Origin of the sequence: Candidatus Velamenicoccus archaeovorus (genome assembly GCF_004102945.1) — a bacterium.
In the GTDB taxonomy this organism is placed as follows: Bacteria; Omnitrophota; Gorgyraeia; order Velamenicoccales; family Velamenicoccaceae; genus Velamenicoccus; species Velamenicoccus archaeovorus.
In genome coordinates, this window is record NZ_CP019384.1 from 1,641,060 (window position 1) to 1,653,459 (window position 12,400).

Here is a 12,400-nt window from a genome sequence, read left to right on the forward strand (position 1 = left end):
GGAAAGCCGTAAATATGAACATGTATGCGTCATATCTTGAAGAAAGAAACGTGCGTCTTTTTTTTCAACCGCGCATGCGCAGGCGCCGCAAAAAAACAATCCGCGCCTGCGACGTGATAGATATCCGCGCTCCCATGGAACGTCAGAGGCATAAGGCCGGTTCCCCTGTTTTGACGGCGCAGGCGTGCCGGCAGAAACGACAGGCGCTCGCTCTCATTATACACATCTTTCAGCAAAACACCCTGCAAGAAGGAAGACTTGCCCTCACCCCCCTGAAGGTATTCTATCACCGGTTTGACAAACAACATGAATGTCACGAGGCTCGCTATGGGGTTGCCGGGGAGGCCAAAAACCAGTTGACGGCCCCGGCGGCCGAACCACAAAGGCTTGCCCGGCCGAATCAGGACTTTATGGAAAAGACGGGTCACGCCGTTCTTGGCCAACATCCGCGGCACATAGTCCTTTGCGCCTGCCGAGACGCCTCCAGTCACGATGAGAATGTCATGCTTCAGCCCCTGACGGACCTTCTTGTCCAAAAGGGCCACACGATCAGGGGCGTGTCCCAGATGTTCACACAAGGCGCCCATGCGCGACAAACTGGAGAAGATCATGGGTGTTGTCGCATCATAGACCTGGCCGCGGCGCGCGCACCGTCCGGCTGGAACGACCTCATCACCCGTCGTCAACAAAGCGACACGCGCAGGCGCAAAGACCTCGACACAGCCGTATCCCAGGGACCCCAGAAGGGCGATGCGCGACGGATTCAACAACGTTGCGCGCCGCAAGAGAAGCGTCCCTTTCCTGTAATCGCGGCCGCGGGGATAAACGTCCTTCCCCCGACACACGCGGCGCACCACCCGCAGGCGGCCGTCCGACAAAACCTGCGCATCTTCTTTTTTGATGACGGCATCTGCGCCCGGAGGCATCACGGCGCCCGTGGCGATGGCAGCGCTTTCGCCGGCGCCGATCCTGCGGCCAAAGACCCGACCCGCAGGAACAAACCCGACGACCCGCAGGACGACCGGCGCATCCGCCGTGTCCCGGCTGCGCACGGCAAAGCCGTCCATGACAGCCCTGTCAAAAGCAGGAGCGTCCGTCGGAGCCATGACATCGCGGCTCAAAAATCTTCCTTCGGCTTTAACAAGTTCAAGACAGGAGGTTTTACGTCGAGGCAGATGGCGGAAAACAATCTTGCGCGCGGTCGTGAATGAAATCATGATAGGACGCATCCCGGCGAGGCGGATCACTCCCGGCTCGTTTCTTGTTCCTCAAGCCAGGAGAGGACGAGCTCTTTGATGTTCTTGACGATGTCCTCCTTGGCCTTTTCCAGTTCCGGCGTCATCTCAAGGCCGTAGGAAGCGTCCTTTACCTGGATGCCGGCCACATGGATATCCGTCGCCAGGCCGAGGACATTGTAGATTTCCAGGAGATCGGCCAGTGATATTTCATGCGAAGAAATCTTGCTTTGGCTGGCATAGACCTGTGCTTCTTCCAGACGAAAGATCTTAATGGTGGCAGGGGCAAATCCGGCATCCATGGCATCGATCAACAAGACCTTGCGAAATTCGCCCAAGAAATTGACCAGACCGAAGCTTGCGATCCCGAAGTTCAGAAAAGAAATGCCGCTGCTTTTGAGCTCATTCTCGAGCTCGGCAAGGAGATGGATCCCGATGCCGTCATCCCGGCGCAGGGTATTGCCAAGGCCGATGACGGCGATATTACGAGACGAATCTAACATCAAGCAAGTGCGTCGAACAGGAAATGCAGGGGTCGTAGGCCCTGGCCAGCATTTCCAGCGTCAGGCGCATCTCCTCTTCGCCTTGAATGCCGACGATTTCCGGAACGATTTTTCTCATGTCGGCCTCAAGATTATTGATGTTCTGGTTTGTGGGGATAATGCAGTTGGCGGCCGCCACGACGCCGTGGTCGTCGACCGTATAATCGTGGAAAAGAATGCCGCGCGGCACTTCGACCGCCCCCACACCGCGACCGGCGCGCGTCTTGATCGGCCATTGGTCTTTTTTCGGATACATCGTCACCAAGACCTTTTCCTCGTCGATGCCGTTCTTGATCAATCTCTCGAGGATGGAGATGGAATCCTCCAGACAATAACCCCATTCAACGACTTGGGCCACAGTATTCATGAAGGTATTGGCGCACGGACGCTTCAAACCCAAGTAAGAAGCGACCTCTTTTGATTTCTTGTCCAGTTTGTCGCCGTTAAGATTGAAGCGCGCCAAGGCGCCCACCATATAGGGCGCCTTGTTGACCGTCACGAATTTCGCAGAAGAATAATCGCGTACCTCTTCCTTGATCACCGACAGGTAATCCTGAGGGTCGACGAGCTTTTCGCCGTTGACATTGATCTTTCCGTCATAAAATGCGTATTCTTTCTCATGCGACAGCGCCACATACTGCCCTTTGCGCTCGAAGGACGGCAGCGCCAGCTTCTTGAAGAGCTCGACCGTTTCGGCGTAATCGGCGCGCGCCTCCACCATCATCTCCCGCAGCTTCTGTAAATGGGCCTTCTCGGGGATCTTCGTCAAGCCGCCGATGGCAAAAGAGATTGGATGGGTGTGACGTCCGGCCAGGATCTCTCCGGCCCAATCGGAAAGCTTTTTCATGCGGAAGGCCCGCTCAATGACAGGCCTGTGGGTCTTCACCAGGGGCATGATGCTCTTGACGCCCAGGAGGTCCGGCGCAACAAGGACATAGGCGTGCAGGACGTGACTGTCCATCTGTTCGGTATGCAGGAGGAGCTTACGCAAAAGGAGCGTATCCTCGTGGGGCACGATACCGAGCGCTTTTTCCGAGGCCTTGATCGACGTCAGGCTGTGGCCGCAGGCGCAGATGCCGCAGATGCGACTTGTCAAATGCTGGGCCTCGTAGATCAACCGGCCGCGCAACATCGTCTCAAAGAATCTGGCCGACTCGATGACCTTGAATTTGCACTCCTTAAGCTCACCGGAGCGGACATCCACCGTGATATCGCCATGGCCTTCGACGCGCGTCAGATAGTGAACGTCGATCTTGACGTCCTTTGCCCCCCCGCTATGGGAAGCGCGGCGGGCCGTCCTTTCTGGATCAGGATTTGAACTCTTTGTCATATTTGGCCCTCTCCTTCTGGGCGTTGCAGTAGAGCGTAAATTTATCCAGGATCCCTTCGACCGTCAGGCCGTATTTCTCCAGGATGTCTTTCTGGGCGTTGGCGGCCGGATTATCGATCAAACCGCGACAGCCGACGCATGGAACACCGTTATTCGGCAACCACGAGTTGCAGCCCGCGCGCGTGATCGGCCCCAGACAAAACTGGCCTTTGTCATACAGGCAGACATTCTCGTTCTGCCTGCATTCAACACACACGGGATATGTCGGAACCTTGTAGGGTTTGCCCATGAGCACGCATTGCATCACCTTAACGAACTCCGGGCCGTGAATAGGGCAACCGTGGACATAATAATCCACTTTAACGACGGCATCGATCGGCTTGGCGGCAACGGCGTCCTTGACGGGATCGACGTCTCCGTAAACGATTTTTTTCTGCTCTTCGAGGGATTTAAGGTTCTTAAGATTATTGACCCCGCCTGTTGCCGCGCAGGCGCCGAGCGCCACGATGACCTTGGCCTTGGCGGCGATCGCCTTGAGCCTCTCTTCGTCATGCTTGGAGGCGATGCTCCCTTCGACGACGAGGACATCATACTCCTGCCCTTCCTCGCTCATGATTTCGCGGAAATTCACGATATCAACGGCCTTCGTCAACTCCAGAAGGTCGGCGCCGAGATTAGCCACCTGCAGCTGGCATCCTTCGCAATCCGTAAACTCAAAAAAAGCGACTTTGGGCTTCGCTTTAGACATGGCATTCCCCCTCGTGGCACTCCCCTTCCATCTGCCGCAGCTCATCATAGGTAAAGACCGGGCCGCTCTGGCAGACATAGACGCCGCGGATCTGGCAGTGGCCGCATTTACCCAGCCCGCACTTCATCTTGCGCTCCAGCGAAACGATGATCTGATGTCCCGGGATCTCTTTCTTCAACAATTCGACGATGACGAATTTATACATGATCGGCGGCCCGACGACAACGGCATAGGTCTTTTTCGGCTCGATAGAGGCGCCGGGGATGAGACTCGTGATCAAGCCGACGTTGCCTTTCCAGTCCGGGTCGGCGCGGTCCACCGTGCAGTTGAATTTGATGTCCGCCCGTTTCTGCCAGGCTTCGACTTCCTCGCCGAAAAGCATGTCCTTGGGCGTCTTGCAGCCCAAAAGGATCTGCACGTCGCCGAAATCCTTGCGCTGGTCGAGGATGTAATGGATAAGGGAACGCAACGGGACGATCCCCAGGCCTCCCGCTACGATCAGGATATCGTTGCCCCGCATCGCATCGAGAGGAAACCCTTTGCCGAACGGCCCGCGGATCCCCAGGACGCTGCCTGTCTCCAGCTTATGCATGGCGGTCGTGAGCCCCCCGACGCGGCGGACCGTCAAATCGAAATACCCTTTTTCCGTCGGCGATGAGCAGACGGAAATCGGAGCCTCCCCCACGCCAAAAAGGGAAACCTGCACAAACTGCCCTGGAACATGTTCCAGGTCTTTTTTACCGTCAAGCTCGATACGAAACAGCTTCTCAAACTCCGTGTATTTGTTGGTCTTGACGATCTTCGCCTTGACCGGCTTGTACGGAGAGGTCTTGAGAAGCTCCTGATAAGACAATTCTGTTTTCATACCCTACTCCTTAATTCCGCCTCTGGCAGAATTAACTCCACGTGTATCTTGAGAATTTATGGCTGCCCGCCTGAGCTCTGTGAAGGCTGGTCGCAGACATAAATTGTCAAGATGCTTACACGAGGAGTAACGTTACCTTCCTTTAACCTTTCCGCCTCTGGCAGAATGAGAAGTAAATTGCTATGCCTTATTATCCAAGAGGGCATTCACCGTTTCCACCAGGCTGATCTTGGCCATGCAGGTGCGCGTGCAGCGGCCGCAACCCGTGCAAAAATACTTGTTGTATTTTGTCACAGGGTATTTGAATTTCCGGTAATATCTGTGGCGCTGGCGGCCGTCCCGTCCGGGACGAAAATCCTCTCCTGTGGCGACTTTGGCAAAATCGTCCATCTGGCAATAGCTCCACGTCCGCGTCCGCACGCCGTCATTCAGGTTCATCTCCATCTCGTCGGCGATGTCGAAACAGTAACAGGTCGGGCAGACGGCCGTGCAGTTGGTGCAGCCGACGCACCGCCGGCCCACGTCCTGCCACACAGGGCTGAAGAATCCGTCGTCAAAGGCCCTCTCGACGGACTTGATATCCTTGCTGAATTCGTTATGAAATTTTTTCAGTTTCTCGTCCTGGGCTTTTTTCAGCCGGGCCCTGTCCGTCGCGTTCATCTCGCGGATATAGCTCTTGCCGACCGCAAGCTTTTCACCCTTCTCGGAATTAATGTGCATCGCATAAGATCCGTCCAAGTCCGTCAGCATGATATCATAGCCGCCGCGGGGCACATGGTTGCCGACAGCCGCACAGGACGCATGGCTATCGCAATAGTCCATGCACTCGATACCGATAACCGTCGTCTTTTCCTTACGGTTCAGGTAATTCGGATCGGCCGGATTGTCATTGAAGACGACGTCCAGACACTGGATACCCGCGATATCGCAGGTATGGACGGCAAAAAGGATGTACTCCTCGAACTCCTTAATGGCCTTGTCCGTCTTGTAAGGATCGATGCTGAACTTCAACAGGGCCTCTTTCTGGGGAAAGTAATATTTCTTGGGGGGCAGGATCGTCGGGATATAGACGAGGGACATCTCTTCGAACTCATCGATGGGGCGGAAGACATACTGGTGTTCTTTTTTCCTGGGTCCAAAGATCTTGCCGTGGCGTTTTAACGAGTCGAACCACCGCGGCATGTCTTTCTTGGCTATGATCGCATATTTCATACATTTACCCCCACAGGACATTGTCAGTCAACTTCAATTCTTGTCTTTGAACGTGACGCTCACGAGCCTGGCCTCCGGCCCCGTCATGACCTTCTTGATCTCGAGACGCACGTCCTGCCAAGGCGTCCCCCCGACCGCTTCCTGGAAATGCTCCCGGAAATGCCCTTCGTCCCAGCCACCGAACGCCGACATCTCGACGGTAATCGCTTCAATCCGGCGGCCGGCGTGGTCTTCTTGGACCCGGCGAACCGCCTCAAGCATATTCTTGATCAAACCCGTCTCATGCATGGCTCAACAGATCCGCGGAAGGGCTTCCGCAACCGGCATCCCCAAAATCCGGGATCCCCCGGCCGCTGTCTTAAGATAAACCTTGCCTTTTCGCTCAGACAAGACGTCGCCGATAACCGAAGCCCTGCGACAGGACGGAACCGATCTCAAAATCCTTAAGGCGCGATGCGCGTCTTTTGCACCGATAAAAAAGAGCATCTTGCCTTCGTTGGCGATATCCAACGGCTCCAGGCCTAATATTTCGCAGAAAGATTTACAGGAAGCAGTGACGGGGATGTCGCGTTCCGCCAGAACCAGAGAAAAACCGCTCGACTGGGCCATCTCATTGGCTACTGCAGAGACACCGCCGCGTGTCGGATCCCGCATAAAACGGACATCCACATGTTCTTGAAGTAACAATTTTACAATAGGCCATAAGGATTTGCAATCGCTTTTTAGGCTCTCCCGGCCTTCAAACCCCTGGCGGGCCGCCAGGACACTCACACCATGCTGCGCTACCGGCCCGTTGATCAGGATCTTGTCTCCGGGACGTATCATGCCTGCTTCCAAAGTTTTATGCACCAGACCGATCCCTGTCGTATTAATAAAAAGCTTGTCGGCCTTGCCGCGGGGCACGACTTTCGTGTCCCCCGTGATAATCAACACTCGTTGCTGTCCGGCTTCCTGCGCCATGGAGGAGACAACAGACTCCAGGACATCGAAAGGCAATCCTTCCTCGATCACGAAAGAAACCGAAAGATATCTGGGCTCGGCGGCGCAGGACGCCAGGTCGTTGACAGTCCCGCAGACAGCCAGCTTGCCGATATCTCCTCCGGGAAAAATGATCGGATCAACGACGAAAGAATCCGTCGTCATCGCGTAGCGGCCCCCGCGAAGCTCAACGACAGACGCGTCGTCGAGCTTCCTTAAATAGACATTATCAAAAGCAGACGCAAAGATCTCGCGGATGAGTTTTTGCGTCAGCGCACCGCCGGAACCGTGGGAAAGGGAGATATATTCTTTCATCGCGTCTCGAAAAACGCCCTGCAGGTACCCTCTCGTGAAACCATGCAGGGGCCGAGGGGCTTCTGAGGGATACATTGTTTGCCGAAATAACGGCATGCCGATGGCTCGATCTTACCTGTCAGCACCCCGGCACACCGGCAGCCGTTGTCTAGCCGACATTCATCCTCTTGCCTCAGGCTGAAAGTGCGCCGCGCATCGAGGGAATCATAGGGTTTGCGCAAGAACAAGCCGCTTCCGGGAATTACGCCCAGGCCGCGCCACAGGCTGTCTTTTGACACAAAAACTTCTTTTAACAACGACACTGCCTTCGGATTGCCCCCTTCTCTCACCACCCGGCCATAACCGTTCCTCAGGACCGCTTTGCGATGGCGGGCGGCGTCGACGATCGTCAATATCGCCGAAAGAATATCCAGCGGCTCAAAACCGGTGACCACGGCAGGCAGCCGCAGGGAACGCATCGCCCGCCGGTAACCCTGCACACCGATCACGACGCTGACATGGCCCGGCAGGAGAAAGCCGTCGAGACAAAGCTCCTTATCTCTCCCAAGGCTCAAGAGGGCCGGCGGAATTGTCTTGTGCGCAGAATAAATCTTCAAATTTTTGATCCTTTCCCGACGGGCCCTCTGGGCCAGAATAGCGGTCGCCGGGGCCGTTGTCTCAAAGCCGACGGCCAGAAAAACGACCGTTCTGCCTTCCGATTCCCTGGCGATCTCCAAAACTTCCAGAGCGGAATTCACGGCGCGAACATCTGCCCCTTTCGCCTTAAGGTCCTGAAGAGACATGCCGTCGGCAGGAACGCGCAACATGTCGGGATAAGTCGCGATCGTCACGTTTTTATCTGCAGCCATCCGGAATGCATTCCGCAGATAAGCGTCGCTGGTCACGCATACGGGACAGCCCGGTCCGGAAATCAGCCGGATACGGCTGGAAAGCATGGCAGGGATGCCAAAACGCCTGATGGCGGCCGTGTGCGTACCGCAAACTTCCATGATCCTGTAGGATCGGTCGGCGGCAGCGGCGTTGATCTGGCGCGCCATAGCCAGACAAGCTTCAGCCCCCCTGAAATCATCGACATATTTCATGGCTCTTCTTTTCTGCCTTTGCGCGCGACATCGCGGTAAAGCTTAAGCGTATCCCTGGCCTTCAAGGGATCGAGTCTCTCGATCGCCAATCCCGCATGCACAAGGACATAATCGCCTTTCTTTAAAGACGGCAAAAGCTGGATATTCACGTGCGCCTTCAGGGAGCCAGCGCTCACAAGCGCCTCCGTCTTGCCGATCGTCTCGATCTTCATGGGAACAGCCAGACACATATCACGGACTCGCTTTCTGGTACATGTTAAAAATCACCGCTAACCAAACGTGCGACTATTTGGAAATTTGAATTTGGTTATTGGTCATTGCATGGTTATTTCTTATCATCAACCCCGGACCGCCTCATCAGACAATATCCAATCTGGCCGCGTGCGATCGCAGCATCCGTCATCAACGGCGGCGGCGGCACAAGCAGGCGCAACCGGCTCTTGCCGAACAATCCTGTAATTTTTTGCGTCAATATCCTGTTCAAAAACACGCCGCCCGAGACATAGACGCGGGGCACGCCGTATCTGCGGGCCAGACGCTTGCAAACAAAAAAAATGCCTTCCGCCAAGGCACTATGGAATTTCATGGCGATGGCTTCCTTCGCCATGCGATGCGCCAGATCCCGCTGCATCGCGATAAAAAGAAACCCTGTATCCAGGACCAGACAACCGTCGCGCGACCTGGCGATAGGCATCCCATAGCTGCCCACCTCTTGACCGCAGGATGCGGCTGCCGCCTCCAGAGCCTGTGCGGCCTGGGCCTGTTTGGCGACCGCCGGAGTCAACCCCAAAAGGGCCGCTGCCGCATCAAACAGGCGGCCTGCGCTCGACGAAAGCGGCGTCTGAACCCCCCGGGCGATCATCTGATCGATAAGACGGAGTGTTTTGGCAGGGATCTTTCCTGAAAACGGCGTGCGGCCGGCACCCGCTGTCCTGAGGATCCCGTATGCGATGCGCCATGGCTCCCGGATCGCCGCTTCATTGCCGGCCAAGGGCTGATAATCCAGGTGGCCCGCGCGCACAAAACCTTTGGCGCTGCAGTAAAAAAATTCGCCGCCCCACATCCGGCCGTCGGCGCCGAAGCCCGTTCCGTCAAAAGCCGCGCCGATGAAAGGCCGCCGCGTTTGCATATCGAAAACGGCATTGGCCACATGGGCCCAATGATGATAGACGGCTTGGAGGCGGGCAGAGGGAAAGAGCTCTTTCTGAAGAAGAGGCGCCAGCCTCCGGCAAGCAAAATGCGGATGAGGATCAAAAGCGATGACGGCCGGCCGCACGCAGTATCTTCGAACGGCAAAGGCGACCGCCTGCCGATAAAATTCCTCGATATCTTCCGCCTCCAGCCGAGGAGACAACTGGAACAGGGTTTTTCCGTCAACCCAACAAAGACCCGGCCGCGTATCCGTGCCCAGAGCCAGAATACGCCGGCCCCCATCAAATTTCAGCGGTGTCTGCGTTACGGAAAACATCTCGAAGGGCGCCCGAGTCCGGCGGCTCACTCCTTGCCGACGTAAGACCTTGTGCCGTGGGATTCCTTCTCGAAATGGCCCACGTTATTCATGAAATCCCTCACACACAAGCCGACGAGGGGATCGTAATTGCGGTTATGCATGGCCCTCTGGATACGGCCCGGTTTTGAATAAAATTCGCGGAACGCCCAGGAACCAAGGTCCGCTATCTCCGGGACCGTCAGGTGGTTCGTCGGGATGATCGGCTGATGAAAATCCCACTGTCTGATCTTTTTGTTGAGGTCTTCCAGACGCAAGAGGCCTTTTTTGGTTGCCTCCTCCCAGATCGGCGATCCGGGGATGGGCGTCAAAAACTGAAGGGCGATGATGTCCGGATCGACCTCATCGACAGCCTCAAAGCGCGCCTTGATCTTCTCTTCGTTATCGTCCTCGAAGCCCATCATCCAGGTCAACACCGTCGCGATCCCGGCTTCCCTGAGTTTCGCCACTGTTTCCTTGACCTGCTCGACGGTAATGCCTTTCTTGATCTTGCGCAGCTCCTCATCATCGGCGACTTCCAGGCCCACAAGGCACATAAAACAGCCGGCACGCCGCAGGTCCTTGAACAAATCGATATCGCGGATAAAATACGGCGCCCTGCCCAACGGCATCCATTTCATCTTGTTGTCGCGACGCAAACACTCCTCGATCGTCTCTTCCACGCGCGAACGATAAACATTATACGTATCGTCCATCATGACAATGACACGCGTGCCGTGCTTTTCGTACAAAATCTCCATTTCGTCGACGACCTTCTTGCCGGAACGATAGCGGTAATTTTTCAGGTCCTGATGCCCCCGGGGGTCATACTGGCCCCATTCATAGCAAAAGGTGCAGGCCGCCGGGCACCCGCGGGAATTCCACGTCTCCGAATAATTCTTCCAATAGGTATGGCTGACGTAGACATCCATGGGAAACAGATCGTAGGCCGGCATAGGCAAAGTGTTCAGGTCCTGGATGAGGGGCCGGTATGCATTGAGGGTGATCTTGCCGTTATCGCGCCAGCAGATACCCTTGACGCCGGCGATGTCCGGCTTGGTCTTGACCAGCTCTTTCAATAACTCGCTCAACGTCAGCTCCGCTTCCCCTGCGATACAGAAGTCCAGGTGCGGATTTTCCTTCATGGTAAATTCCGACGCTGAAGCATAAAAGATGCCGCCGACGATGATCTTGACATGAGGATAGCGCTCCTTGATCTTGCGCGCCGCCTCATTGTAAATGAAAACAACGGCCAATCCTCCGGTCGTATGCAGAATATCGCCGAGATAAACGATGTCGGCGCCGGACTCTCCCACCTTGTCGAGCATCTGCGCTTCCGTCAGGCCGTAGGCGCGGCAATCCAGGACGGCGAGCTCCAAGTCCGGGTTATGCTGACGCAAGAAACCCGCCAGCTGCGCATGGCCGATATTGATGGCTTTATGCGTTCCCCATGTCGCCCAGGCGCCCAACGGCGGTTGAACAAATAAAATCTTCATTCGTATCCTCCTTAATTTTGCCTATATTGAGGTTTCTCTTCCTTACAAAATTAACTCCGCGGCTTGCGCCGTAAATTTTTGCCGGATGGCCGTCCTGGCGAAGCCGACGGCCTACCCTGGAAAAATTGACAAGCGTTGAGACAAGGGATAAACGCTTATTCCCTATAACTTTACCTCCTGAAAAATCCTCTCCAAGGTCCCGCCCAAGATATCCCGGCGGTCCTTTTCCGCTATATCCAAGTCATGCAGGATCCCCATGGACCCCTTGACATCTTTTTTTGCCGGATAATCACTGCCCCAGACGATATGGCCGGGGCCGAAAAGCTCCAGGGACGACAGGTAGTTTGCCGCCGTTCTGTCGCCGCTGGTATCCACATAGATGCGCTTGAGATACGCCGAGGGGAGGTCCCCGAGGTCGCGGACGAAATTGACACCCCTCAACATCGTGTATGTCGCGTCATAGCGGTGCGCAATAAAAGGCGTGACGCCGCCGAAATAGGCAAAGATGAAATTCAGCTCCGGGAACCGCTCGAAGACCTGGGACATGAGCAGCTTGCCCACGCACATGGTCGTTTCAAAAACATATTCAATCACCGGCGTCAGGAGGGGATCTTCCACTTTCTCGGATCCGATAGGCTTGACGATCTGGGGATGGACAAAAACCGGCACCCCCTCGTCCTGCGCCAGGGCATAAAGATCAAAATACCGCGGGTCGTCCAAAAATAAGCCGTTGGTGCTGGTCGCAAGAGAAATGGCCCGAAAACCCTGTTCGGCCGTCGCCTTCTTGTACGTATCGACCATGCCTTTTTTCTCATCGACCGGAAGGACGACCGCGCCGATGAATCTCTCCGGATATTTACGCAGGACTCCGGCCACGCTCCCGTTAAAGACCTCCGCCACCTCTCTGAAGCCTCCCAGGCGCACAAAAGCATCGGAGGTCGGATAGCTCAAAACCGCGCGGTCAACCCCCGCCTCGTCCATGGCCTTGAGATGGGCTTCGATATCTCCCCAGGCCTTGGAGTAAAAATGGGCGGAGCTTATGATCTCCTGCGGCAACCAGTGACTATGGGCGTCGATAATCATATGGATTCATAAAGTTCGTTGAGTTCAT

At 55.7% G+C, this 12,400-nt stretch carries 13 protein-coding genes; all 13 read right to left on the reverse strand.

The features are described from left to right. Nucleotides 1–29 precede the first annotated feature (29 nt). The gene (locus BU251_RS07630; protein ID WP_164908922.1) at nucleotides 30–1,217 is read right to left on the reverse strand and encodes a molybdopterin molybdotransferase MoeA; all 1,188 of its coding nucleotides are present in this window, start codon (nucleotides 1,215–1,217) and stop codon (nucleotides 30–32) included. A gap of 26 nt (nucleotides 1,218–1,243) precedes the next feature. Then, the gene (locus tag BU251_RS07635; RefSeq protein WP_128700547.1) at nucleotides 1,244–1,738 is read right to left on the reverse strand and encodes a hydrogenase maturation protease; all 495 of its coding nucleotides are present in this window, start codon (nucleotides 1,736–1,738) and stop codon (nucleotides 1,244–1,246) included. Beyond that, complete coding sequence (locus BU251_RS07640) at nucleotides 1,719–3,107, reverse strand: Ni/Fe hydrogenase subunit alpha (protein WP_128700549.1); 1,389 nt, start codon at nucleotides 3,105–3,107, stop codon at nucleotides 1,719–1,721. Before BU251_RS07640 ends, BU251_RS07635 begins: the two co-directional genes overlap by 20 nt. Next, nucleotides 3,085–3,855: an NADH-quinone oxidoreductase subunit B family protein gene (locus tag BU251_RS07645; RefSeq protein ID WP_128700551.1), complete on the reverse strand. Its 771-nt coding sequence runs from the start codon at nucleotides 3,853–3,855 to the stop codon at nucleotides 3,085–3,087. The genes BU251_RS07640 and BU251_RS07645 overlap by 23 nt, the downstream gene beginning before the upstream one ends. Beyond that, on the reverse strand, nucleotides 3,848–4,720 hold the full coding sequence (locus tag BU251_RS07650) for an FAD/NAD(P)-binding protein (RefSeq protein WP_128700553.1): 873 nt from the start codon (nucleotides 4,718–4,720) through the stop codon (nucleotides 3,848–3,850). The genes BU251_RS07645 and BU251_RS07650 overlap by 8 nt, the downstream gene beginning before the upstream one ends. Before the next feature lie 180 nt (nucleotides 4,721–4,900). Further along, the gene (locus tag BU251_RS07655) at nucleotides 4,901–5,932 is read right to left on the reverse strand and encodes a 4Fe-4S dicluster domain-containing protein (RefSeq protein ID WP_164908923.1); all 1,032 of its coding nucleotides are present in this window, start codon (nucleotides 5,930–5,932) and stop codon (nucleotides 4,901–4,903) included. Nucleotides 5,933–5,965: 33 nt separating this feature from the next. Next, complete coding sequence (locus BU251_RS07660) at nucleotides 5,966–6,220, reverse strand: hydrogenase/urease maturation nickel metallochaperone HypA (protein WP_128700557.1); 255 nt, start codon at nucleotides 6,218–6,220, stop codon at nucleotides 5,966–5,968. Between the two features lie 3 nt (nucleotides 6,221–6,223). Continuing rightward, a complete protein-coding gene (gene hypE / locus BU251_RS07665; RefSeq protein WP_128700559.1) occupies nucleotides 6,224–7,225 on the reverse strand; it encodes a hydrogenase expression/formation protein HypE in 1,002 nt (333 codons plus the stop codon). Continuing rightward, complete coding sequence (gene hypD / locus BU251_RS07670; RefSeq protein ID WP_128700561.1) at nucleotides 7,222–8,307, reverse strand: hydrogenase formation protein HypD; 1,086 nt, start codon at nucleotides 8,305–8,307, stop codon at nucleotides 7,222–7,224. The genes hypE and hypD overlap by 4 nt, the downstream gene beginning before the upstream one ends. Next, nucleotides 8,304–8,537 carry a HypC/HybG/HupF family hydrogenase formation chaperone gene (locus BU251_RS07675; protein WP_128700562.1) on the reverse strand — a complete coding sequence of 78 codons (234 nt, stop codon included), beginning with the start codon at nucleotides 8,535–8,537 and terminating at the stop codon, nucleotides 8,304–8,306. The genes hypD and BU251_RS07675 overlap by 4 nt, the downstream gene beginning before the upstream one ends. A gap of 95 nt (nucleotides 8,538–8,632) precedes the next feature. Beyond that, a complete protein-coding gene (locus tag BU251_RS07680; protein ID WP_128700564.1) occupies nucleotides 8,633–9,775 on the reverse strand; it encodes a Kae1-like domain-containing protein in 1,143 nt (380 codons plus the stop codon). Between the two features lie 26 nt (nucleotides 9,776–9,801). Continuing rightward, a complete protein-coding gene (locus BU251_RS07685) occupies nucleotides 9,802–11,289 on the reverse strand; it encodes a B12-binding domain-containing radical SAM protein (RefSeq protein ID WP_128700566.1) in 1,488 nt (495 codons plus the stop codon). A 162-nt stretch (nucleotides 11,290–11,451) separates the two neighbouring features. Then, a complete protein-coding gene (locus BU251_RS07690; protein ID WP_128700568.1) occupies nucleotides 11,452–12,372 on the reverse strand; it encodes an amidohydrolase family protein in 921 nt (306 codons plus the stop codon). Nucleotides 12,373–12,400 lie beyond the last annotated feature (28 nt).